Origin of the sequence: Neorhizobium sp. T25_13 (assembly GCF_002968675.1) — a bacterium.
GTDB classification, from domain to species: Bacteria; Pseudomonadota; Alphaproteobacteria; order Rhizobiales; family Rhizobiaceae; genus Neorhizobium; species Neorhizobium tomejilense.
The window spans coordinates 14,529-36,995 of the sequence record NZ_PVBI01000019.1 but is presented as its reverse complement, the minus strand read 5'-3'; the positions used below and the strand labels follow the sequence as shown (position 1 = coordinate 36,995).

The window sequence follows — 22,467 nt, the reverse complement described above, 5'->3', positions numbered from 1 at the left end:
CGATGTTGATCAGCCGCCCTTGACGGAGCCGGCAAGCAGTCCGCGGACGAGATATCGCTGAAGGGCGAAAAAGACGATAATCGGCACGACGATTGTTATGAAGGCCGAAGCTGTCAGGATTTCCCACTTTCCACCCATTGAGCCCAGAAGCGCGTTCAGCGCGCCGGTCAGAACCAGCTGATCCTTGCCGGTGCCAAGGAAGACCATGGCGACGAGGAGGTCGTTCCAGGTCCAGAGGAACTGGAAGATCGAGAAGGATGCGAGCGCCGGAAACGACAGCGGCAGGATGATCTTGACGAAGATTTCGAAATCGCTGGCTCCATCGACGCGGGCGGATTCGATGATTTCCCGCGGCAGCCCGGAAATGTAGTTGCGCAGAAGATAGATCGCGAGCGGCATGCCGAAAGCGGAGTGCGCAAGCCAGATGCCTGCATAACTGCGAGACGGCACGCCGAAGAAATTGCCGATCTCGTTATACATCTTCAGAAGCGGAATGAGCGACATCTGCAAGGGCACGACAATCAGCCCGACCACCAGGGCGATGATGAGGGCCCTCCCGGGAAACTCCATCCAGGACAGGGCGTAGGCCGCAAAGGCGGCGATCAGGATTGGAATGATCGTTGCCGGCACCGCGACCGTCAGCGAGTTGACGAAGGACTGGCCGATCCCCTGGGAGGTCAGCACCGTGCGGTAATTTTCGGTGGTGAAGGATGGCGGAGTGGCAACGGACAAGTAGACGCGTTTGCCGCGGCCCTCGAAAGGCGCGTTCTTGGAATAGGTATAGCTGCCGTCCTCGTTGACGGTCAGCGTCTCGCCATTGCCGATATCGGCGGGCTGCCCCGCTGTAAATTCCGTTGGAGCGGCAACGCGGGTACCGAAGGCGCGCACGGTGCCGCCCTTCCCTCCCTCGAAAACGGAACCGGAAATGACGTAGTTCGTACCATTCTGCTTGGCGGTTGAAGGCTCGCCGAGCCGGGCGGCGCTCGTCTCGGCGGCGCCCGTAAAGGCGGTCCACCAGCCCGAGGCTGTAATCTGGCCCGCTTCTCGAAAGGAGGTGACGAGGATGCCGAGCGTCGGGATGAGCCAGATGATGCAGATGACGAGCACGGAGACGTGGACTATAAGGCGCGGAAGGCCGATACGGCGGAGGCTTGCGGCTGCACTCATCTCAATGGCCTCCCATTTCCTTGTTCGCCTGGCGGATGTTCCAGATCATGATCGGCGTGACGGCGGCCATGATGACCAGCGCTATGACCGCACTTCGGCCGCTGTCGCCCCCGCCGCGGAACATCCAGTCGAACATCAGGTTTGCGAGAACCATGGTGTTCCACTGGCCGTTGGTCATGGTCAGCACGATATCGAAGACCTTCAGCACGAGAATGGTGATCGTCGTCCAGACCACGGCGATGGTGCCCCAGATCTGCGGCACCATGATCTTCCAGAAGATCTGCCAGCCGCTGGCGCCGTCGATGACCGCGGCCTCGATCGTCTCCTCGGGGATGCCGCGGAGTGCGGCCGAGAGGATGACCATGGCGAAGCCCGTCTGGATCCAGATCAGGATCGCCATCAGGAAAAAGTTGTTCCAGAACGGCAGCGAGATCCATACCTGCGGAGAGCCGCCAATGGCCTGCACGATGGCATTGAGCAGGCCGATCTGCGTTTCGCTGCCACCGCGATATTCGTAGATGAACTTCCAGATCACCGAAGCGCCGACAAAGGAGATCGCCATCGGCATGAAGATCAGGCTTTTGGCGAGGTTGCCCCACCAGATGCGATCGGTCAGCACCGCGATGACGAGGCCGAAGAAGGTACACGCCGCCGGCACCACGGCGAGCCAGAGGATGTTGTTGAAGATGGACTGGCGGAACTGCGCGTCCTGGATGGCCCAGCGATAGTTCGCAAGACCGACGAAATTGCCACCCGACCGATCGTAGAAAGAAAGGATGAAGGTCGCGACGACCGGATAGACGAGATAGACGACCAGCAGGAGCAGCGCCGGGCCGAGAAACAACCAGGGGCGCACCATGGCGCGGCGGTTGAGATTGACGGAGGCGGCGCGGACATTATCGACCGGCACGGGAAAGACGATCTGCAGGATCTTGTCGGAGAGCCAGTAGTATAAGGCACAGACGAAAACGCCGGCGATCACGACGCCGACGGCTGAAACGATCTGCGATATCATGGCTCTCCCCTTTTCACGGTTTTATGCGTAGCTTTTATTGGACCGCGCCGGCGTCCGGCGCGGTCGTATTCAAGAGCCCACTGGGGGAGACTTATTTCAAACCGTCCCACGCCTTCTGGATATCGGTCGCCACGGTCTTGCCGTCCTTGCCGCCGACATAGTCGACCATGCCGGTCCAGAACGCGCCGGCGCCGATCTTGCCGGGCATCAGGTCGGAGGCATCGAAGCGGAATGTCGTGGCAGTGGTCAGAAGCTCGCCCTGCTTCTTCAGCACTTCATTGGCGTAGGCATTCGCATTGGCACCCTTGAACGGCGTCAGGAACGACGACTGCGCCATCCAGACCTCGTGGGCGATCGGCGTCTTCAGGAATTCGATGAACGCCTTGGCGGCGGGTGAATCCTTGGTGATGGCAAACATCGTGCCGGCGCCGAGGACCGGTGTTCCGAGGTCCGGCTTCGAAGCATAGGTGGGCAGGTAGAAGAAGTCGGCATCGGTGCCGAGTTTAGTCTCCGGCGGGAAGAAGGACGGAACGAAGGATGCCTGATGATGCAGGTAGCATTTCGGCGGAATGCCAAAGAGGCCCTTCGGGCTGTCGCGGAAGTCGGTGGAGGAAACGGCCGCAACCCCACCGCTCACATATTTGGGGTTCTTGGCGAACTTGCCGAATTCATCGATCGCGCCAACAACAGCCGGATCATTGAACTTGACTTCGTTGCTCACCCATTTGTCGTAGACATCCGGCTTCTGGGTGCGCAGCATCATGTCCTCGACCCAGTCCGTCGCCGGCCAGCCCGTCGCACCGCCGGAGCCGAGACCGATGCACCATGGAACACCGCCATCCTCGACGATCTGGTCGCTGAGCTTGATCAGGTCCTCCATGGTCTTCGGAACCTCGTAACCCGCTTCCTCGAAGTTTTCGGGCACATACCAGACCATGGATTTGAAATCGGCCTTGAAGGGGAAGCCGAAATAGGCCTCCTTGCCGTCCTTGCCCTTGTAGGTGCCGTAACGGATCCAGTCCCCGCCCGAGCCGTAGTTGGTCTTGACCCAGTCGGAGTTCTCCTGGCCGAGCGAGGTCAGGAATCCCTTGGCGGCAAGATCGGCCAGGAGGCCGGGCTGCGGAATGATGGCGATGTTGGGCGGAGAACCGGCCTGGGTGTCGATGACGATCTGCTGTTCGTAATTTTCCGAGGAGGAATAGCGGCCATTGATGCCGGTCGCGGCATTGAAATATGCGAGAACGCTGTTGAACAGCACCTCGTCCTCGCCGCGCCAGGGGCCAAAGAGCGTGAGGTTCTGCCCTTTGAGATTGGCGTGGGCAGCCTTGAAATCCTCATAGCTCTTCCAGTTAAATTTCGAATCCTGGCCGGGCGCGAATTTCAGCTCCTGGGCGACCGCGCCACCGGCAAGAAGCGCTGCCAGCGCCGTACCGATCCAAAATGATGCCTTCATTGAAATATCCTCCCACTGTCCCGGCTTTTTCTACCCTGCCGGGAGTTCCAAAACATGGGAGAGATTTAACGCTCTCGCGGAGGAGTCAACCCCCGCGCAGCCGGTGTGGAACAAATGAAACAATCTGTCCCCGCAGGATCAGAACCTGGGTGCGGTTTTGCCGGCCGTGCGATAGGCCGCGATGACGGTGTTGGCCATCAGCATGGCGATGGTCATCGGGCCGACGCCGCCTGGGACCGGGGTGATGGCGCCAGCAACTTCAGCGGCTTCCGCATAGGCCACGTCACCGACCAGCCGGGTCTTGCCCTCGCCCTTATCGGGCGCAGCCACACGGTTGATGCCGACATCGATGACGGTTGCTCCGGGCTTCACCCAGTCAGCCTTGACCATCTGCGGCCGGCCGACGGCGGCAACCAGGATATCGGCGTTGCGGCATACGGACCCGAGGTCCTTCGTCTTGGAATGCGCCATGGTAACGGTCGCGTTAGCGGCCAGGAGCAGCAGGCCCATCGGCTTGCCGAACAGGTTGGAGCGGCCGATAACGACAGCGTTGAGACCCGAAAGGTCACGGCCATGTATACGGTTGACCAGCAACATCGCCCCGGCAGGGGTGCAGGAAATCAAGCCGCTCTCAAGGTCGCCGGTCGCGATCTTGCCGGCATTGACGACATGCAGACCGTCGACGTCCTTCTTCGGCGAGATCGACAGGATGACCGGCTCGGCGTTCAGGTGTTTCGGCAGCGGCAGCTGGACGAGAATGCCATGGATGGACGGATCGGCATTGAGCTCGGCAACCAGCTTCTCAAGCGTTTCCTGAGTGGTGTCCTCGGGCAGACTGTGCTGGATCGATTTGAAACCGCACTGCTTGGCCATCTTGCTCTTGGAACTGACATAGGCGTGGCTGGCCGGATCGTCGCCGACGATGACGACTGCAAGGCCTGGCTTCACGCCGGTTCCCCTCTCGAGCGAACCCGAAGCCTCGGTCACCGCGGTGATTACCGATGCTGCCGCCTCTTTACCATCGATCACCACAGCCATGCGCACCTCCCGCTTGAAACCGCCGCCAATGTATACATTGAGCATGTTCTGAATTTGCCCACCAACGCCTATGCTGGTCGCAGACGGCAAATGCAAGCGGATTCGATGTCGCAGGCTTCTTATCCTCGGGAGGCGTTCCGGCGGTCGGAATAGACCTGAACCCGTTCGCGCAACTCCGCCATGTTACGACGAAGCTCGCGAAGTTCCTCCGCCTTTCGGACCTCCTCCGGCGACGGAACCGGACGACGAGGTGCACCATAGGACGGTCCATCGGCAAGACGGCCCGCCATGACGGCCGCGACCAGGGAAGGAAGCTCCGCCTCCGGGGCCGGACGGCGATTGACCATCAGCATTTCGCGGATGTGATCGGCAAGCGGAGTGTCATTGGCGGGCGCCGGATGGCGCGGGCGCCAGGACGGCTGCGGCTCACAGGTCGGCCGATCGTAAGCCGGATCATACTCCTCGGGGAGGAAATCCCGCTCGTCCAGATGCTCCGCCAGCAGGTCCCGATCGACAATCAGCGCAGGCTCGTCGGCCGGATCCATTTCGTCGGCGGAGGTCGCGGGCCGCGGCACGCGACGCCTCAGAAAGACGAGGGCGACGCCGAGGGAGAGCCCGATCAGGGCACCGATGCCCGAAAGCTCGGCGGATGAGGGACCCAGCACGGCCGCGGATGCCGCCACGGCCGGAACGACGACCGACACCTTGCCCGGCGATGCCTTGGCTTCGGTTCCGTGCAGCGCTTCGAGGTAATTTCGTCGTGCCTCGTCCACGGCAGCTTCGAGAGCCGCAAGCCTTGCTCCGGAATCGGCTATTTCCTTGTCGTCGGGTTTCTTCGCATGCTTCGCCTTGAGCTCAGCCAGATGTTTGGCTGCGGCGGCCTCCTGCTGACGAAGCGAGGTCCCGAGCTGTTTCAGCGCGTCCTGAATGTCGTCCTTCACATCCGCCAGCGCCGCCTGAGCCGCAGCAAGCCGTGGGTGACGCGGGCCGAGATCGCTCGAAAGCTGGTCGACGGCGAGCTTTGCCTCGACATGCCTCTGCCGCTGATAGTCGAGGCCGGTATATTCGAGACTGTCCGGTAGGGGCTTGCTCAGTACGTCCGAGAGCTTCATGGCGGACGCCTGGGCCGCCTTCTGCTTCAGCTCGCCAAGCTGCGCCGTCGCCTCGTTTATTTCCGCGGTGAGCTGTTGTCCGTCGCCCTCGGTCCGGCGCAGTTCGGCAAGCTTCTGCGCGTCGGTCTCGGCGATGAAGCCGGAAAGAGCGGCTTGCGCATGCTCGAGTGTCTGGCGCAGCTTCTCCACCACCGGGCCGGACGACCTTGTGCCGGAGAATGCTATCTCGTCGTGGAATGTGTCGCCGAGCATGTTGGCGATGCGGGCCGCCTCTTCAGGCTCTCCCGCCGTGACTGAGATCGCAAGCTGGCCGGCGCGGCGGTCGTAGCTCGTTACGATCGCTTGGGAAAGTCGCTCGCGCAGCCGGTTCTCGGCCTCGGACACGGTCATCGCCTCACCGGAGACGATATCGGACACGATCCTGACGACGCTCGGGCGGTCGACCGAAAATTCGCTGTCGCGGCCGAGATTGAGGGCACGGATGACATTGTCGAGGCTGGTCCTGGAGCGAAGCGCAGCAGCAGCCGTGTTGATCGCGCCTTCGCTCGCCGCCTCGACCTTCAGTCGGGTCTCGGCGCTGAACTGATGCGGAACCGTCTCAACAAACAGCAGCGGCAAAAGAGCGCCGATCACCGTGAGGGCGCCAACCTTGAGGGCCGCGGATCGCAATCCGGCGAACACGGAACCGGTGCCGGCGAGCATTGCTGCCGGGTCAGGGTTTCGGTCGTCTTCGATTTTCACCGACTGATACATGGGAAGACCGCGCTAATCTGAGGCCGCCGGCATCCCGCGGGCAGCCCTCTGATTAAGGCAGTCTAAAATTTCATGGCAAAGAAAGGGTTAACTTGTCAGGCGAAAGACGGCAGCCGGGACGGGACTGTCGCCTGGGGCACTGCGGGCGCCGATTTGCCTTCGATGAAGGTGGACAACCCCGCCCCGGTCATCACCACCAATCCGGTGCGGACCGAAGCCAGCCGGCGCTCGATCCGCCGCTCCTGGCCAAGGCCCGCTGCATCGACGAGGACAAGGTCGAAACGCTGCGGCATATCCTGGTCGAAGGGTACGACCGCCACGTCATGCCAGGGGGCATGGCGGGCGAAATGCTCGCGGAGGGCTTCGACCCGCGCGGGATCCTCGCCGGCTATGCCGATGCGATGCCCCTTCTCCAGAAAGCTCAACAGGGCCGGGACGAACATCCTGGCCGAAAAACGCACCGGTGTCGGTTTTTCATGCCGCGCCTTGGCGAGGATGCCGAAGGCGCGGCCGCCACCCGGCAGAAGCACCCTGCGGCCCAACTGACTGCGGTAGGCGGGATCGATCATCTGACGGAAAGCCGTCCGCTCGTCCAGGAAGCCGAGTGTCGTGCGGTTGCCGCGCAGCGCGATCAGGCTTTCCACGAGGCCAAGCGTTGCGTTCCATCCGAGATCGCAGACACGCAGGCCGAACAGGGTCCGGGGTGACGCGGATGTCAGGAAGTCTCCGGATGCGTTCATCGATGCGCTCCCCATGGGGCAAGACCAATTCGTCCCCAAGGTCTAGCAGCGCGCTCTGAAATCGCCTTTAAATCGATTGGTAAAATGCGAACGATGCCCGTATTTCCGAGGCTCTCGCAACAAAAAGGCCGACCATGAAGGCCGGCCTATATTCGTTGTGTTGTCGCGGTAGCGGCCGTCAGTGGCCGGCCGTGGGCGAAGCTTTCGGATCTTCGATCTTCACGCCCTCGACAATCTTCTTGCCCGGGTTCGGGTTCTTGTTGCCGCGCGAGGCGTTGTTGCGAATGTCTTCCTTGGAGAGGTAGTCGAGCTGTTCGACCAGCACCTCCGCCACCAGGCCCTCGCCGAGCTTCTTGTTGAAGTTGTCCTTGATGCTGGTGCGGAATTTTTCGAGGTTGAACGCGCCGGGCTTGCTGAGATCGACCATCTGGTTGCCGATCAGCAGCGTGAAAAGCTGGTCCGTCGTCAGTTCGGTAATCGGCAGCTTGGTATTCTTGATCTTTTCCTTGTCCATCATGAAGGAGACACGGCTCAAGAAATAACCGGTAATGGCACCGTCCGCGATCATCGGAATGGTGATCGATTCCCCGCGCACCAGTTGAAGAAGCTCCTTCCGCCTGGCCTCTTCGTCGACCGGCGCAGGTGCTGCGGACATCTGCACGGAGAAATACACCGCCCCAAGCGTGACGATGCAGACCCACAGACCAGTGAGAAGGAGCTTGACCATCAGGCCTGGCCGTAGGTGAACTGTTCTTGGGTGTAGGTACCGTCGTCGTCCGCGTCGCGGGCAGCGTTCTTCAAGAGATCGGCGACGGCGCGAACAGCGTGAAGATGTGCCTCGACCCGGCGGGCATTGAGCGCCAGCTTGCTCTTCAGCCCGTGCATCTGATCGATATGGCCGGTGGCAAGCTGCTTCGGATCGGTGCCGCGGAACAGCATGGTCAATTCGTAGAGGCAGCGGCTTTTGTGCGCGTTCGACACTTTCAGGTCGAATTCCGGATCGCGGCCGATGCGCTGATTTTCGTTGTCGATTATCATCTCCAACCGGCCAAGCACGGTCTTGATGCGATAATCATTCGAAATGACTTCCATATTTTCTGCCCCAGTCTGATGCATATCAGGCCTCACTCTTCTTATCGACGCCGAGAACCTGCCGCTCGAAATCGGTGATCATGCTCATTGCGCGGCTGCGATCAGTCTCATTGGTGGTCGGATTGACCGAGGCCTGACGCTCCGCGCGGGCGAGCGCCTGCGAGTACATCTGCTCGGCGATGCCGACACCGCCCTTTTTCGACATTTCGTCGGCGATCTTCTCGGCCATCATGCCCTTCCAGAATTCACCGGCTGAGCCCTTGCCGTAAACTTCCTCGGTCTCCTTCGGGAGCATGGAATTCACGAATGTCGAAAGAACCGATGCTTCGAACTTGCGGTATTCCTCCGGCATTTCGGCGACCTTCTTCGGTGCTTCCGGATTGCCGAGACCCGCCGTCGTGCCGGGCGTGTCGATGAATTTCATGGCTGCACCAAAACCCTTGCCAACTTCGGCAAGGCTGGTCGCGGCAAAGGCCGCCTTGTTCGCCTTCAGCTTGGCCTGCGCTTCTTGAACGGCAGTCGGGTCCGCAGCGCGGACGACGTCCATGACCAGATCGCTCGGAGGTGAAATCGCCACGTCAGCTCCTTTCATGACTGCCGCGAGCCGCATCCTAAAGGTGCAAGAGCGCAGCAACAGTTTGAAATGGCACATGATCCCGCCCGACCTCGATCGAACCGGCAATCAGTGCAATGACGAGACTATGAAGGTCGAAGCTTGCTGGAGGCTGGCCAGTCTATTTGACTTGCTCGAGGGCGAGCGTGATGTCAATCAGCTCGTAGATCGCATCGTCGGCCACTTCGCGGTCTTCGTGATCACGGGCGTCCTTCATGTGCTCTTCCAGGCGGTCGGCCTTGGTCCGCTCCTTGAGCACCTTCATTTCCTGGATCTGCTGAACGCCGGCAAGCTGGCGTTCCTTCGTGGTCAGGCGGCCGAAGCGTTCCGAATAATGCTGAGAGAACTGCCGATGCACCGGGTTCATCGAGCCGATCGCATCGATGACGTCTTCCATCGACTGATTGACCTCGGCGCGATACCTGGTCGTCGCGGCAAGCTCGTGCTCAGCCATCGTCTCGAGATGCCGCTGGACCGCCACGAGGCGCTTGAGCTTGTCCGACCGCTTGACTGGACCTGCCATTGCGATCTCCTAGAAGGACCTGAAGATCGGCGCAAAACCATCCGCGTACTGGCGGATAAAGGCGGCGATCGACAGATAGAGAAGGAAAAGCCCTCCCATCAGCAGGAAGGGCGTCGAGATGAAGAAGATCGGGATCTGCGGCGCCATCTTGTTGATGAGGCCGATCGCCACGTTGAACATCAGGCCGAAGATCAGGAACGGGCTTGCCAGCCGCAACATGATGATGGTCGACGCGCGCAGCGTGTCCGTCAGCGTGATCAGTATCTTCTGCGGATCGATCAGCGCGCCGACGGGCGTCGCCGTATAGGAATCGACCAGCGCGCGGAACACGATGTGGTGGAAATCCATCAAGAACAGGAGCAGCAGGCCGCTCAGCGTCAGCAGAATGGTCAGCTGGTTTTCCTGCGAGTCTTCGAAAATGTCATGGCCGCCAGGCGCCGTGAAGCCGATCGACATGGTAAGGATCGTACCGGCAAATTGCATGCCGAGCGTATAGAGCCGGGCGATCAATCCATAAACCGCGCCGATCAAGGCTTCGGTGAAGATCAGGCCAAGATAGGTGGCAGTGGGTTCGGAGGCCCTTGGATAAATCTGATCCCAAAGAACCGGCAGCACGGCCATGGACAGGGCGACCGCCACGAACAATCGCACCTGAACCGGCACGCGGCCGCTTCCCAGTCCCGGGAGAACCATCACGCACGTACCCATGCGGCAAAACGCAAGGAAAAGTGCGAGAATGGTCCCCTGCGGGTCTGTAATCATGCGAGAATCGTCCTTTGCGGACAGTCTATCACGAAATGGCGCCCAGTATCTTGATTTCGAGGCCCTTGGCGAGTTCCACATGGGACAGAACCGGCAGGGTTGCGAACAGCCGCTCGATGATCATGCGGACGTAGGAACGCGTTTCCGGCGAGGTGACGAGCACGAAGGGCAGGCCGCGATCCATGAATTCGCGGATGACCTTCGTCGCCTGTTCGCTGAACTCTTCGAGCGTGCGCGGGTCGATGTCGAATTCGACCACTTCGCCCTTGCCGTCGCGCTTGAGCGCCTGATGGAACAGCATATCCCATTTGTTGCCGAGGCGGAGCACGCGCAGCACGCCGTTGTCGGCGAGATCGCCGCAGAGCTGCTGCGACATGCGAACGCGCACGTGCTCGACGATCTGCTCCGTCTTGCGCACATGCGGGGCGAGCTCGGCCACTGCTTCCAGGATGAGATGCAGGTTGCGGATCGAAACGCGCTCGGCGAGCAGAAGCTTCAGCACCGCCTGCAGGCCGGAATAGGACATGTGCGACGAGCAGATCTCGTCTGCGAGTTTCTTGTATTCAGGATCGAGACGCTCGATCAGGATCTTCACGTCCTTGTAGGAGAGAAGCTGCGGCAGGTTATTGCGGATGACTTCCGACAAGTGGGTCAGCACGACCGAGACGTTATCGATCGGGTGGAAGCCTTCGCGCTTCAAGTCTTCGGCGAAGGTTTCGAGGATCGATACCGCCGGCATGCCGAAGGCGGGTTCGCGAATCTCGTCGCCCGGGATGCTCGGCTTGCGGCCGGATCCGGTGACCACCAGGACGTCGCCGACCCGCAGGGCGTTCGACGCGATCGTCGTTCCATGGATACGGATCTGATAGGACTTTTCCTGGATCGAGATGTCGTCGGTAACCTTGATTTCCGGCACCACGAAACCGTACTGCGTCGCGAACTTCTTGCGCATCTTGCCGACGCGGAAGGCGAGTTCCTGGTGGGCGCCAAGCAGCCGGGTGGAGACTTGCTTGCCGAGAGCGAGCTCGATTTCGGACGTCTTGAGAACCGACTTCACCGAGTCCTTCTCCATTTCCTTGGTCTGGACGACCTTCTGCTCTTCGTCTTCGCGACGAGCCTTGTTCTCAGCCTCGATACGGCGCGGAACAAGCCAGGCGCCGAAGCCCATCAGGCCGCCGAGTGCCATGAAGGGCAGGAAGGGCAATCCGGGGATGATCGCCAGAAGCGCCATCAGGCCGGCCGACATCGAAAGGGCGCGCGGATAGCCGCTCAGCTGATCGACGACGGCCTTGTCGGTGGAGCCTGCCGTGCCGCCGCGGGTGACCAGGAGGCCGGCGGCGAGCGAAACGATAAGGGCCGGGATCTGCGTGACGATACCGTCGCCGACCGACAGCTTGACGAACACATCGGCGGCTTCGCCGATCTGCATGTCGTGGCGGAAATAGCCGATGATGATGCCGCCGAAGATGTTGATGGCGGTGATGATGAGGCCGGCGATCGCGTCGCCGCGAACGAATTTCGACGCACCGTCCATGGCCCCGAAGAAGGAGCTTTCCTCTTCCAGCTCGGAGCGGCGGCGCTGCGCTTCCTTCTCGTCGATGATGCCGGCCGAAAGGTCCGCGTCGATCGACATCTGCTTGCCGGGGATGGCGTCGAGGGTGAAGCGGGCGCCGACTTCCGCGATACGGGTGGCGCCCTTGGTGATGACGATGAAGTTCACGGTGACGAGGATCATGAAGACGATCACACCGATCACGAAGTCGCCGGACATGACGAGGCCGGAGAAGCCCTGGATCACGTTACCGGCCGCGCCATGGCCCTCGTGGCCATGCGACAGGATCACGCGCGTCGTCGCGATGTTGAGCGACAATCGCACCATGGTGGCGATGAGCAGGATGGTCGGGAAGGACGAGAAGTCCAGCGGCCGCTGGATCCACAGCGCCACCATCAGGATCAGGACAGAGAAGGCGATCGAGAAGGCCAGGCCAAGGTCGATCAGGAACGCCGGGATCGGCAGGAAGAGGATGCAGAGGATGGCGACGATGCCGCCCGCAAATCCGAGGTCGCGACCGTTCGGGGCTACTTTCGGAATGGATAGTGAAGGTGGTTGCGCCATGACTTTCCCGTCTCTTCATGAGATGGCGGCAGGAAATACTCCTACCAGTTCATGTCCTGCCTAAAGGGCGAAGCTTGCGCGAAGGTGGGTAGATGAAAAAGGCTAGGCGGGCGGCAACCGGGTCAGAACCCCGATTGCACCCGCGAAAATACCAGATTGGCGAAAAGATTGATCTGGCCGCCGATAAACGGCGCGGTAATGCCGATCGTGATCATGATGGCGACGATTTTCGGCACGAAAGTCAGCGTCATCTCCTGGATCTGCGTCAGAGCCTGGAGAAATGCGATCAGGACGCCCACGACCATCGCCACAATGACCGCGGGACCGGAGGCGATCAGGATTGTCCAGATCGCCGCCTGCATGATATCAAGGGCATCGGCTTCATTCATTGCGCCGGCTCCGTCTGCTTTAAATTCCCGGCATCATGCCGAGGCGTCGTCGTCGCCGGTCTCGTCTGTCGGAGTTTCCGCCGGAGGCTGATTCGAAAGAATGATGCCGGGCTGTATGAGGACCTTATCACCCTTCTCGGTGATCGCCACCAGACCGTCGGAGTAGATTTCCACCTGTTTGATGATACCCGTGGTTTTGTCGTCGGCGCTGGTGACGTACTTGCCGATCATATCGGCTGCCTGCGAGAACGAATTCGCCTGGATGAGCGACTGCAGGTTCGAGTTCATCTTCACGGACTGCTCGACCTGCGAGAAGGTGGCGAGCTGGGCAATCTGCTCGCTCGCGTCCATCGGATCGGTCGGATCCTGATACTTCATCTGGGCGATGAGAAGCTGCAGGAAGTTGTCGTAGTTCAGACCTGCGGCCGATTGGTCGGACGACGGCGTCTTGCCGTTGCCGGAGGCATAAGGGTTGTTGTTGTTGATCGGGTCTACCGCCACGGTGCTATCTCCTTGCGAATCCGCTCGACGGTTGCCGGCGCGAGTTCCCGATTGTTGAGGATACGGTCTTCGATGGGGTAGAGCGCGCGGATTGCCTTCAGAGCGTCGAAGGCCCGGCCAGATGCAACCATGCCGTCGATGCGCTTGAGTTCCGCCAGCATTTCATCGTCGGTAAAGCAGGTCAGCAGCATTGCCACCGACTTGCGGAACAATGTCGTCGACTGTTCCTTGCCATCCGGGTTGATGAGCATCATCTGGGCGATAAAGTAGAGCTGCCGAAGCGGCGTCGTCGCATCTTCCGGCTGAAGAACATGGTTCTCCAGAAGGAACGTGACGTCATTGAGAAATTCCAGCGCGACCTTGCGATCAACGCGCAGAACCGCGCCGTTGATAAATATCCGCTCGCCGGATTTCAAAGAGATGCGAAGCGTACTTTTCATTTAAGTCCATCCCTGATGATGGTGGTCACATCGATAATGCCCTGGAAATTCGTCGATTCGCGGTTTCTGATCTTTTCGCATTCCTTCAGTATCCAGATTGCGATCGAGATCAGATCCGCACGAAGTTCATTGGCCAACTCGTTATCCGGATGCTTCAGATCCTCGACAAAGCGGATCCAGACACGCCGGGTGTAGAACAAAGCCTCAACCGTGGTGCGCGTATAGTTCTTCTCGTCGCGAGCCGCGATCAGAAGATCGATAGAACGATCCAGGGCCTGCCGCTCGCGATCCTTGGCGTTGGCAACGCCGTCCTCCATGATCTCGGCATATGAAAATTGGTACATTCATGTATCCTTCGTCACGAGCCTTCCTTTATTCATCAAAGGAAGTTGGCCAGGCTCAGCTGCTGTATCTTTGCCGTTACTGTATAGGCAGTTTCGAGGAGCGTCTTCATCGTGTTGAGACGGGTTGCCGCCTCTTCCGGGTTGACGTTCTCCATGCTTCCAAGGCTGGTCTTCAGGATATCTTTCTGCGCCTGCAACCTTTCCTCAGCCTTGGAGACGCGTTCGGTATAGATACCGATCGACGTGCGCTGCTGGTTGATGCTGCCCTCGCTGTTCATCGCCTTGTTGATGACACCTGTAGTACGCGTGGCCACGGCTGCGCGGGCATCCTTGTCCATCCCGGTCTGCAGGTATTCCATCGAGATGATCGATGCGAAAGCGAAGTTGCGCATGCCCTGGCTGTTGGCATTGGTCGAGCTTTCGACCACTTCCGTCGGGCTGATGCGGCTCTTCATGTTTTCGTCGCTGGCATCAGAGAAGAAGGTCTTCCAGAAGTCCTGGCCGGCAACCGCCGCCGGATGCGGCGGGCTTGTCAGTGGTGCCGAGCCGTTGAACTTGGCTTCCAGGTTATCCAGGAAGCCGTTCATCTGAGCCCCCGTCATCTGCTCCTTGCTCGGGATCGCATTCACCGAAAGGTAGTGAGTGAGTTCGGCGGCGACCGCGGCCTTGGCCGGTGATGCCGGCGCGAAATAATCATCGAGCGGCTTCACGTCGGAATTGATGCCGGAGAAGATATATTCGCCCTGAACGGCAGTGTTGGCGAAGTTGGTGAACGCGTCCAGCGCGTCGGACATGGCCATGCGCGCCGTCGACAGGCTCGTCTCGTCGGCCGAGCTTCCAAGCGTCAGGATCGCGCTCTGAATCTTCAAACCCTGCTCGTTCATGCTCTTGAGCGAAAGCTCAGCAGTTTCGAGACGCTGCGTCGCGAGCGCGGCCGTGGTCAGAAGCGAGTCGGTGCGGGTGATGTCGCGGGAAAGATCGATAGCCCGCGAGGTGTTGGCGCCAAGCGCGACGCCGAGATCGGCGTGCTTCTGGCTCACGGCCTCCTGGTTCGCCTTCACCATCTCGCGCTGAACGTTCGAGATGGAGTTTCGCATCGTGGTCTGGATCGACAATGTGGAAATGAAAGAGGTCTTCATGATCAGCTCGCAATATCCAAGAGGGCCTTCATCATATCATCGACCGTCGACATGAGCTTGGCGCCGGCCTTGTAGGACTGCTCGATATCGAGAAGCAGGGACAGTTCCTCGTCGAGGCTGACGCCCGTGTTGCTGGAAAACGCTTCAAGACTGCGCGACAGCATGGCCGTCTTCGTCTCGTCTGCGGCGGTCGCCGTACTGCGAAGCTGCTCGAGCCAGCCCATGGAGTCCGCGGCAAAAGAGAGGACGTCCGGCGCATCGGCGATTTCCGTGTCCGTATCGAAGGCCATCGGGCTGGCCAGGTTTTGGTTGTACTTGTCGAGGAGGTCCCCGTAGCTGCTGCCGCCGGTGTTGACGACGTAGGTCAGGCCGTTGATGCCACCGTCGCGCACCTTGTCGGGCGTTCCTGCCGGGGGAACGACTACCGGATTGACGAAGATCTTGGAGGCGAGGCCCGGAACGATCGTCCCGGCGGGAGGAATGGCCGTCTGCTGGACGCCTGCGCCATCCTTGTATGTAAAGAGGCCGGTCTGCGGGAGCAGTGCGCCGGTCGGTCCGGTTTCCGCAAACGAGGTGATGAGACCCCGGGCGATTTCGTCGAGCTGGCTCTGGAAGGTCGGCGCGATCTTGTCGCGAATCTGCATATGCGCCTGGAGCGAGCCCTTGGCGGTCGTATTGCCCGAATCCCCGGCCTTGAGCGCCACGCCGTCGATATAGACGCCGTTGCCGGTCGTCGATGCGTCGAAGGCTGCGGTATACTGGAATGTTACCTTGCGCGGCACCGCCTCGAACAGCGTCGTGCCGTCCGTGGTGTAGAGCACCATGTCGTTGCCGCCGCGGGTATAGGACGTGACCCCGACGATTTCGGAGATCTTCTTGACGAGGCCGTCGCGCTCATCAAGAGAGTCGTTCGGATCCGCGCCGCTGGAGACAGCATTCTTGACCTGGTTGTTGACAGTCTCGAACTTCGCAAGCAGCGCATTCAGATCGGTGACGTTCTGCTTGATCTGATCGTCCGCATCCTTGCGGATCTGCTGAAGCTTGTCGGAGGCGATATTCAGGCCGGCCGCAACGTCCCGGGCGCTTGAAATGAAGGCAATGCCGATGCCGGTATCGTTCGCCTTTCCGGCGAAGGCATCAAGGCTGTTGCGGAAGGCGGCAATCAGCTTGGCGGGGGAGAGCTCGTTGTCGTTCCCCCCCATCAGGTTCTTGATTTCCTGCAGGCCGTCCAGCACCGTCCGCTGGCCGCTGGCGATCGATGAGCTTGCGATCGTCTGGCGCAGCAGCGGCTCGCTGAAGGATCGTGTAATGTCGCCGATAATGGCCCCGTTGCCGCCGGTCACGACCATTGCGGATCGGCGGGTGTAATCGGGGTTCTGTGCATTAGCGATGTTCTTCGCCGATACAGCCGACTGCGTGCCGGAGTTGGTGAAGATCGACTGTGCCGTAGACAATGCTGATGCGAGCGACATTTTTTACTAACCTCTTGAGACTTATTCTCTCGATCGTCGGTCCGATTATCTCTTCAGATTGATCAGGACGTCCATCAGGTCGGAACCGGTCTGGAAGACCTTGGAGTTCGCGGTGTAGACACGCTGCGATTCGATCATTTCCGTCAGTTCGCTGGCGATATCGACGTTGGAGCTTTCAAGCGCGCCGGAATAGATCTGGCCGAAGGCGCCAGCCTGCGGGAAGCCGATGGTGACGACGCCCGAGTCGTTGGTCGGCAGGTAGACGTTGCCGTTCTGCGGAAGCAGATTGTCGATGCTCGGGACCGTTGCGAGGGCAACCTGGTAGATCGGACGACGACCGCCATCCTGATAGACTGCCGTGACCAGGCCGTCGCCACCGATTTCGACGTCGGTGATCGGGCTCGGCGCATTGCCGTCGATGATGCCCTTGCCCGGGGTAAAGGCGGTCGCGAACTGCGTCATATCCGAGAGGTCGATCTCGATCGACTGTGCAGGGGTAGCGCCGTCGGTCAAGTCGGTAAAAGTGATGGACTTGTCGGAACCGGTTACCGGAGGACCAACGACATAGGGGCCAGCCTGGAGTTTGTTAGTATTCGGATCGAATACAAGATTCGCCGTCTCCTGCACCAGATTGGCAGCTGGAACCCCCACGTAAGGGAAGCCGCCATTTGTGGACTGATCCTGACGGTAGACCGTGACTTCCCATTGGTTGTTGGCAGTCTTAGTGTAGTAGAAGTCGTAGAGAACTTTCGCGCCGGCATGATCGTAAGCCGTCAGCGAGCTCTTGTTGGTGATGACGCTGCCGGCAACGTTATCGCTTGGCCTGCTGCCAGCGGGAACGATAGCCGCTCCCTTGTCCAGGTTGGCCGGGAAGCTGCCTGCGGTCGAGGGCGAGGACACCATGCCGAAGTCGTTGATGTTGATTTCCTCGAGGCCGTTGAAGCCGTTGACGACGGCGGCCGGCGGGTTCGTGCCGTAGGGATAACCCATCAGGTTGAAACCGGCGGTGTTCTTGAGGAAGCCCGTCGCATCCTTCACGAAGGCACCGGCGCGGGTCAGATAAGGAGTACCGTTCGGGTCGCTGACGATGAAGAAGCCTTCGCCCTGGATGGCAAGGTCGGTCGACGACGTGGTATACTGAATGCCGCCCTGGTCTGCGATGCTGTAGCGGACGTTGGTTTCGACACCACCGGAAGAATACGACCCTTGAGTCGAGGGCAGAACCAGCGTGGAGAACGCCGTGGAAGAACGCTTGTAACCGACGGTGCTCGAATTCGCGATGTTATCGCCAACGGTACCGAGACGGTTTGCCTGAGCGTTCATGCCCGAGACGGCCGTTTTCATCGTGCCGAAAATACTCATAGGAAAATCTCCTTTTTGTCTGATGGAGAGAGTAAGTGGCGGGCCTTGCGTGAAGCTGTCTGCTTACGGTTCCCGCCGAAAATTTGCGGCAAGGCCCTGTTAAGAAATCAGCTCCAGTCGATGCAATAACCAAGGAAACGCTTGGAATCGACCGGATCGAAGCCGAGCTTCTTGCGCAGCTTCTTGCGCAGCTTGCTGATATGGCTTTCGACGACATTCTCTTCGACTTCCTCGTCGAAGATGCCGTAGATGGCGTTGAAGATCTGGGTCTTGGAAACGCGGCGACCGCGATTGGAGACCAGGTATTCGAGGATGCGGCGCTCGCGGCGCGGCAACGCAAAGACGTCGCCGTCGATTTCCGGATCGCGACCGTCGGAGAATACCCGGATCGAACCGATATCGGTGAAATTCGAGATCGCCTTCAACCGGCGACGGATCGCAGCGGCACGTGCCAGAATCTCACGGGGATGGATGGGCTTGCGCACCACGTCGTCCACGCCGCTGTCGAAGAAGGCGAGGGTCGCCTCCAGGGATGGCTGATCGCTGACTGCGATCACCGGTGCCATGGACCGGTCCCGGATGGCCCGCGGCAGTTCGAGCGTACGCTCGCCCTGGCCGATCAGGAAGGCTTCGACCGCGGCAATATCCGAGTCAGCCGCCGTACTCACCCATTCGCCAAATTCTTTTGGATCGAACCCCTGGGAAGGAATTCCTTCCCGCCCAAAAAGAGATGTGTAACCGTCTTTCACGAGCTCACGCTCATCAACCACTACGATCATTCGTCCGCCTCCGAATCACTTGTGGTGCTTCAATATGTCTATGGGTACGAATCGGCGGAATCCGAGACAAGCTGTGTGAAGTTAACCAAACAAATTAATAGTTGATTAACAACCGCACCGCGATTTGCACTAGATGTAGTGGGTACACCAAATTCTGACACAAATTTCCGGTGGAAAAATTAACGCATCCTAAAAGAAGACTTGCATGGCCATTTTTGCCATAAATGCAAGTCCCTGCAATTTTGCGATTCTTTATTTCTGCGATTCAACTGGTGATTGTCTAACTGGCGCAGAACCGGGAAGCGTTGGAAGTCCACTCTCCGTAGCCTGTGGCGACGAGATTGCTGATCACCCGGCAGACATATTGCTTCTGGGCGGGATTGTTGTTCGGTCCGGCATGGTATCGTGCCACCGCCATCGTCCAGGTCTCGTGTTTGTCGTGCAGGTTCCGGAGGAACTTTGCGGCGTATTCCACATTGCGTTTCGGGTCGAACATCTCTTCCGGCGAGGAGAAATTCTCACCGTGGAAATGGTGATTGATCTGCATGCAGCCGATATCGATGAGCTTCCTGCCCTGCCGTTTTGCGTCGTAAAAGGTCGTCATCGCCGCCTGCTGCGAGGGAGGGAAATAAGCCTTTCCCTCGACATTCATGGCATAGGCGCTGAGGCTGCCCTTGCGGCCGGTCTCGGTGAGACCGACCGAATAAAGAATGCCTTCCGGTACGCCGTATCTCGCCGCAGCAGCCTGTATTTCCCGCTCGCAGACGCCGGAACTCAAAGGCGCGCTGGCCTTCGGTGCGTTGTATGCGGGCGCTCTGACCGGCGTGCGCGGCGTCGCTGGAGCCCTGCTGGGAGGCGTGGCGGGCGCAGCAGCGCCCTGCTGCGCTCCCCAACCTCCGGAACTGAAGAGCGATCCGGCGTCGGCGTCAGAGGTAGAGCTGACCAGGACGAGCGCCAGGAGCGATACCAGCCACATTGTCCGATGCCGCGTCATTTGCGTTCCTCGTTCCCTGATCTGCGGCCTCGCGCTCGCCATTCTGCTGCTGGCCGCGGCCGGCAGCCTGGCCCTGACGCCCGCCCTCGGCCATGGCCTGCTGGCCGCTCTGGCCGGGTTGCCCCTGCTGGCTGCTGGTGCCGTCGGAATCCGCCGTCGGCGCGATGCTGATGGTCACCTGCTCGACTGCGAAGCCCTGGGCACGCAGCGCATCCAGGATGCCGCCGCTGTCTTCGCTGAGCTGGCGATAGGCTGCTCGGGTCTCGACGGTCAGATGAACATTGAGTTCTTCGCCGTGAAGCCGCAGCGTGGCCGTCACCGCCCCGAGATCGTGTGGGTTCAACTGCAGCTTCAGCGTATTCACCACTGTGCCGGTGCTGCTCTGCGCCGCCGCATTCGAAAGCGCCGAACTCGGGCTCATGGCGCCCGCCCAATCAGCATCCCCCGACAGCATCGCCGTGAGATTGGCGCCGTTCGAATTCGGTGCGAGCCCGAGGAAGCGGCGTGCGTCGAGCACGGTGATGTTTTCGGCGGCACCGCCCGACGACGATCTGAATTCCGCTGTGCTGCGCTCGCCCCGCCCACCGACGGCCATATCGACATGCTGGTCGGTGCGCGCGTTGCTGAAACGGAAGACGCGCGTGCCGGGAGCGCTCCGGTCCGCATCCACCGGCGTCGAAAGCGGGTCCGCTTCCGCGCCGCCGGCGCCTGCGTGCTTGGCATCCTTCAGGTCGAGGGCATCGACTTCACGCCCATCACCATCCTGACCCTTGATCCGCTTGTTCTGCTGCCCGGGCGCATTCTTCGATACCATCGCATTGATGGCGCCGGTCGCCTCACCACTCGTCAAAAGCGACAGCATGTCGGTGATCTTGGCGTCGTCTGCGACCAGCATGGAGACGTCGAGATCCTCGCCGCCCTCGGTCTCGGTCTCCGCGTCCTTCTCGGATCTGGCGGCGCGCTTGCCCTGAACCTCGTCCGACTTCCGCGCGACGGCTTTCGCGGCCTCGAGGGCCTCGCGAAGCTTCCTTTCGGCGGTGGTCATCTGCTTTTCTTTGGGCTCGTTCACCGGCGCCTGCTTCAGGGCGCCGGCGGGATCTTCCGCCTCTTCGACCGGGCGGCGGAGGGATTGCGGCTTGATATCGATGATCGGCTTTGGCTTGCCCTGCTTCACGTCGCCAGCCATGCGTTCTTCCGCTGAAGACGCGCGGGCGTCCTCATCCGGCACGTCGTCGGCATTAGCCGAAGCCGCATCGCGGTCAAAACCGGAAAGAGCGTCGGAGAAGCCGCCAGCTGAACCGTCGGCACCTTTGCGACCGGCAACGCCCTGTTTCGTGGCCGAAGCCGCGTCGGCTGCGCCAGTCTTACCACCACCAAGAATGTCAGTAATCATTTGGAAGCGTTCTCCTCCTTCAGCATTTCGTCGATAGCATTCAATTTCGAACGACCGCTATCGACGAATGTCTGGAAGGCCGGATCGAATTTGGCAGCGGTGCCGGCCATCGGACTTTCCGTGGCGGGGGCAGGCCCAGCGATCTCATTCCTGGGCAACGCGACTGGAGATTTCGCGTCTTCTGTATTGGTCACTTTGATAGCTTTATCTTGTGCGAGGCTGTCGACCGTAGGCCGGCTAACGACTTGCTCCGCCACCACTTTTGCGGCCTGCCGCAAAGCACGGTCGCGCGGTGAGAGCGTTTCTTCGGGAACGTCGGTTATCGCCTGAATGGCCTGCCCGATGTCCTTCGTCGGGATATTGGCAAATCCGCCATAAAGCTTCGCAAGCGCCTCGGGCGTCGGAGTTTTGGCAAGCGCTTCGGCCTTTGCGGAGGCGAGACGCGCGAGATCGTTCTTGCCGGCGATCGCGGCCGAACGCGCAATGCGCAGGAAAATCTCACGGCGCCGGTCGGCGTCCATGAATTCCAGCGCTCCGTCGATATCGTCCTCGGTGATCTCACCGAAATGGCCGACGGCCAGTTGCACGAAGAAATCCGCGAACTGGCTGGCATAGGGCGAATGGATGAAACGCCGCGCGTATTTCCGCGAATAGGAGAGCGCCGGCGCCACCATATTGGCATCGACGGTGATCGCCACCGATCGACGCAGCGCAGCTTCCTCGATGATCGTGCCGGGCGCCGTCAAGCGTGCCCAATCATAAAAAACCAAGGCGCCCTTCGGATCCTTGGCGACCAAAACGTTTCCGCTGACGAGCGAAAGGTAGGGACCGATCTTCTCGTCCCGGTATTCCTTGGCCATTTCGCTGAGGCTTTTTTCGATCAAAGTTCCGCGGCCGCCGAGGTATTTTCTCAGCCCGTCGGCAACACGGTTATCGAAATTGCCGGCGACATCGCGCGAGGCGAGAAATTCGAGCGTGGCGGGATTGCCGCCGCTCATGGCGTAGATCAGCGCCGCGTCGACATTGCGCGGATCTTCGAAGATGGACGGGGGCGCCGTCCGCAGGCGCTGGTCGATCGTCCCCAGCATGAAGCGCTGCATTTCCGCCGCCGAATGATCGCCGAGCACGACGGAATCCTGCACGAATTGCAGGGACCGAAGCATCGCATAGGGCGCAAGGTCCGTACGATCCTGAGCCGATGCCGCAGGCGCGAACGCGACCCCGAAAACGAGGCCGGCCGCAATCAAGGACTTTATGCCCACAGCCATCA

Annotated in this window: 23 protein-coding genes; all 23 read right to left on the bottom strand. The window is 60.3% G+C overall.

Annotated elements, in window-relative coordinates; translation table 11 throughout:
* Window positions 1–9 precede the first annotated feature (9 nt).
* Entirely contained in the window at window positions 10–1,167 is a 1,158-nt protein-coding gene (locus C5J22_RS28140; RefSeq protein WP_046664736.1) for a carbohydrate ABC transporter permease, read from the bottom strand.
* Window position 1,168: 1 nt separating this feature from the next.
* On the bottom strand, window positions 1,169–2,182 hold the full coding sequence (locus tag C5J22_RS28135) for a carbohydrate ABC transporter permease (protein ID WP_105440944.1): 1,014 nt from the start codon (window positions 2,180–2,182) through the stop codon (window positions 1,169–1,171).
* A 91-nt stretch (window positions 2,183–2,273) separates the two neighbouring features.
* Window positions 2,274–3,635 (bottom strand): ABC transporter substrate-binding protein, encoded by a 1,362-nt coding sequence (locus C5J22_RS28130; protein WP_105440943.1) that lies wholly within the window; start codon window positions 3,633–3,635, stop codon window positions 2,274–2,276.
* A 138-nt stretch (window positions 3,636–3,773) separates the two neighbouring features.
* Window positions 3,774–4,673 carry a bifunctional methylenetetrahydrofolate dehydrogenase/methenyltetrahydrofolate cyclohydrolase FolD gene (gene folD, locus C5J22_RS28125; RefSeq protein WP_105440958.1) on the bottom strand — a complete coding sequence of 300 codons (900 nt, stop codon included), beginning with the start codon at window positions 4,671–4,673 and terminating at the stop codon, window positions 3,774–3,776.
* A gap of 119 nt (window positions 4,674–4,792) precedes the next feature.
* Window positions 4,793–6,526 carry a hypothetical protein gene (locus C5J22_RS28120; protein ID WP_172746802.1) on the bottom strand — a complete coding sequence of 578 codons (1,734 nt, stop codon included), beginning with the start codon at window positions 6,524–6,526 and terminating at the stop codon, window positions 4,793–4,795.
* 107 nt (window positions 6,527–6,633) lie between these two features.
* Window positions 6,634–7,278: a hypothetical protein gene (locus tag C5J22_RS28115; protein ID WP_105440941.1), complete on the bottom strand. Its 645-nt coding sequence runs from the start codon at window positions 7,276–7,278 to the stop codon at window positions 6,634–6,636.
* Between the two features lie 178 nt (window positions 7,279–7,456).
* Entirely contained in the window at window positions 7,457–8,005 is a 549-nt protein-coding gene (locus C5J22_RS28110) for a hypothetical protein (protein ID WP_046664740.1), read from the bottom strand.
* Window positions 8,005–8,370 (bottom strand): hypothetical protein, encoded by a 366-nt coding sequence (locus C5J22_RS28105; protein WP_105440957.1) that lies wholly within the window; start codon window positions 8,368–8,370, stop codon window positions 8,005–8,007. Before C5J22_RS28105 ends, C5J22_RS28110 begins: the two co-directional genes overlap by 1 nt.
* A 25-nt stretch (window positions 8,371–8,395) precedes the next feature.
* Window positions 8,396–8,947 carry a rod-binding protein gene (locus tag C5J22_RS28100; protein WP_105404129.1) on the bottom strand — a complete coding sequence of 184 codons (552 nt, stop codon included), beginning with the start codon at window positions 8,945–8,947 and terminating at the stop codon, window positions 8,396–8,398.
* 157 nt (window positions 8,948–9,104) lie between these two features.
* Complete coding sequence (locus C5J22_RS28095) at window positions 9,105–9,506, bottom strand: hypothetical protein (RefSeq protein WP_046630738.1); 402 nt, start codon at window positions 9,504–9,506, stop codon at window positions 9,105–9,107.
* 9 nt (window positions 9,507–9,515) lie between these two features.
* Window positions 9,516–10,268, bottom strand: a complete 753-nt coding sequence (gene fliR, locus C5J22_RS28090) for a flagellar biosynthetic protein FliR (protein WP_105440940.1) — start codon at window positions 10,266–10,268, stop codon at window positions 9,516–9,518.
* Between the two features lie 28 nt (window positions 10,269–10,296).
* Complete coding sequence (gene flhA, locus C5J22_RS28085; RefSeq protein ID WP_046664742.1) at window positions 10,297–12,384, bottom strand: flagellar biosynthesis protein FlhA; 2,088 nt, start codon at window positions 12,382–12,384, stop codon at window positions 10,297–10,299.
* Between the two features lie 122 nt (window positions 12,385–12,506).
* A complete protein-coding gene (fliQ, locus tag C5J22_RS28080; RefSeq protein ID WP_105440939.1) occupies window positions 12,507–12,773 on the bottom strand; it encodes a flagellar biosynthesis protein FliQ in 267 nt (88 codons plus the stop codon).
* Between the two features lie 33 nt (window positions 12,774–12,806).
* A complete protein-coding gene (gene flgD / locus C5J22_RS28075) occupies window positions 12,807–13,274 on the bottom strand; it encodes a flagellar hook assembly protein FlgD (protein WP_105440938.1) in 468 nt (155 codons plus the stop codon).
* On the bottom strand, window positions 13,265–13,714 hold the full coding sequence (flbT, locus tag C5J22_RS28070) for a flagellar biosynthesis repressor FlbT (protein ID WP_037085211.1): 450 nt from the start codon (window positions 13,712–13,714) through the stop codon (window positions 13,265–13,267). The genes flgD and flbT overlap by 10 nt, the downstream gene beginning before the upstream one ends.
* Window positions 13,711–14,058 carry a flagellar biosynthesis regulator FlaF gene (gene flaF / locus C5J22_RS28065; protein WP_037085209.1) on the bottom strand — a complete coding sequence of 116 codons (348 nt, stop codon included), beginning with the start codon at window positions 14,056–14,058 and terminating at the stop codon, window positions 13,711–13,713. Before flaF ends, flbT begins: the two co-directional genes overlap by 4 nt.
* Window positions 14,059–14,093: 35 nt before the next feature.
* The gene (locus tag C5J22_RS28060) at window positions 14,094–15,197 is read right to left on the bottom strand and encodes a flagellar hook-associated family protein (RefSeq protein WP_105404102.1); all 1,104 of its coding nucleotides are present in this window, start codon (window positions 15,195–15,197) and stop codon (window positions 14,094–14,096) included.
* 2 nt (window positions 15,198–15,199) lie between these two features.
* Window positions 15,200–16,669 (bottom strand): flagellar hook-associated protein FlgK, encoded by a 1,470-nt coding sequence (gene flgK / locus C5J22_RS28055; protein ID WP_105440937.1) that lies wholly within the window; start codon window positions 16,667–16,669, stop codon window positions 15,200–15,202.
* Between the two features lie 45 nt (window positions 16,670–16,714).
* On the bottom strand, window positions 16,715–18,031 hold the full coding sequence (locus C5J22_RS28050) for a flagellar hook protein FlgE (protein WP_105440936.1): 1,317 nt from the start codon (window positions 18,029–18,031) through the stop codon (window positions 16,715–16,717).
* A 107-nt stretch (window positions 18,032–18,138) separates the two neighbouring features.
* Complete coding sequence (gene rem / locus C5J22_RS28045; RefSeq protein WP_038539784.1) at window positions 18,139–18,810, bottom strand: transcriptional activator Rem; 672 nt, start codon at window positions 18,808–18,810, stop codon at window positions 18,139–18,141.
* 280 nt (window positions 18,811–19,090) lie between these two features.
* Window positions 19,091–19,588: a transglycosylase SLT domain-containing protein gene (locus tag C5J22_RS28040; RefSeq protein ID WP_105404099.1), complete on the bottom strand. Its 498-nt coding sequence runs from the start codon at window positions 19,586–19,588 to the stop codon at window positions 19,091–19,093.
* Window positions 19,589–19,736: 148 nt separating this feature from the next.
* Window positions 19,737–21,197: a flagellar hook-length control protein FliK gene (locus C5J22_RS28035; protein ID WP_105440935.1), complete on the bottom strand. Its 1,461-nt coding sequence runs from the start codon at window positions 21,195–21,197 to the stop codon at window positions 19,737–19,739.
* Window positions 21,194–22,465: a chemotaxis protein MotC gene (gene motC / locus C5J22_RS28030; protein WP_105440934.1), complete on the bottom strand. Its 1,272-nt coding sequence runs from the start codon at window positions 22,463–22,465 to the stop codon at window positions 21,194–21,196. Before motC ends, C5J22_RS28035 begins: the two co-directional genes overlap by 4 nt.
* Between the last annotated feature and the right edge of the window lie 2 nt (window positions 22,466–22,467).

Coding starts and splice junctions, on each gene's coding strand:
- C5J22_RS28140 (WP_046664736.1), bottom strand. CDS start 1,167: ATGAGTGCAGCCGCAAGCCTCCGCCGTATCGGCCTTCCGCGCCTTATA.
- C5J22_RS28135 (WP_105440944.1), bottom strand. CDS start 2,182: ATGATATCGCAGATCGTTTCAGCCGTCGGCGTCGTGATCGCCGGCGTT.
- C5J22_RS28130 (WP_105440943.1), bottom strand. CDS start 3,635: ATGAAGGCATCATTTTGGATCGGTACGGCGCTGGCAGCGCTTCTTGCC.
- folD (WP_105440958.1), bottom strand. CDS start 4,673: ATGGCTGTGGTGATCGATGGTAAAGAGGCGGCAGCATCGGTAATCACC.
- C5J22_RS28115 (WP_105440941.1), bottom strand. CDS start 7,278: ATGAACGCATCCGGAGACTTCCTGACATCCGCGTCACCCCGGACCCTG.
- C5J22_RS28110 (WP_046664740.1), bottom strand. CDS start 8,005: ATGGTCAAGCTCCTTCTCACTGGTCTGTGGGTCTGCATCGTCACGCTT.
- C5J22_RS28105 (WP_105440957.1), bottom strand. CDS start 8,370: ATGGAAGTCATTTCGAATGATTATCGCATCAAGACCGTGCTTGGCCGG.
- C5J22_RS28095 (WP_046630738.1), bottom strand. CDS start 9,506: ATGGCAGGTCCAGTCAAGCGGTCGGACAAGCTCAAGCGCCTCGTGGCG.
- fliR (WP_105440940.1), bottom strand. CDS start 10,268: ATGATTACAGACCCGCAGGGGACCATTCTCGCACTTTTCCTTGCGTTT.
- flhA (WP_046664742.1), bottom strand. CDS start 12,384: ATGGCGCAACCACCTTCACTATCCATTCCGAAAGTAGCCCCGAACGGT.
- fliQ (WP_105440939.1), bottom strand. CDS start 12,773: ATGAATGAAGCCGATGCCCTTGATATCATGCAGGCGGCGATCTGGACA.
- flbT (WP_037085211.1), bottom strand. CDS start 13,714: ATGAAAAGTACGCTTCGCATCTCTTTGAAATCCGGCGAGCGGATATTT.
- flaF (WP_037085209.1), bottom strand. CDS start 14,058: ATGTACCAATTTTCATATGCCGAGATCATGGAGGACGGCGTTGCCAAC.
- C5J22_RS28060 (WP_105404102.1), bottom strand. CDS start 15,197: ATGAAGACCTCTTTCATTTCCACATTGTCGATCCAGACCACGATGCGA.
- flgK (WP_105440937.1), bottom strand. CDS start 16,669: ATGTCGCTCGCATCAGCATTGTCTACGGCACAGTCGATCTTCACCAAC.
- C5J22_RS28050 (WP_105440936.1), bottom strand. CDS start 18,031: ATGAGTATTTTCGGCACGATGAAAACGGCCGTCTCGGGCATGAACGCT.
- rem (WP_038539784.1), bottom strand. CDS start 18,810: ATGATCGTAGTGGTTGATGAGCGTGAGCTCGTGAAAGACGGTTACACA.
- C5J22_RS28035 (WP_105440935.1), bottom strand. CDS start 21,197: ATGATTACTGACATTCTTGGTGGTGGTAAGACTGGCGCAGCCGACGCG.
- motC (WP_105440934.1), bottom strand. CDS start 22,465: ATGGCTGTGGGCATAAAGTCCTTGATTGCGGCCGGCCTCGTTTTCGGG.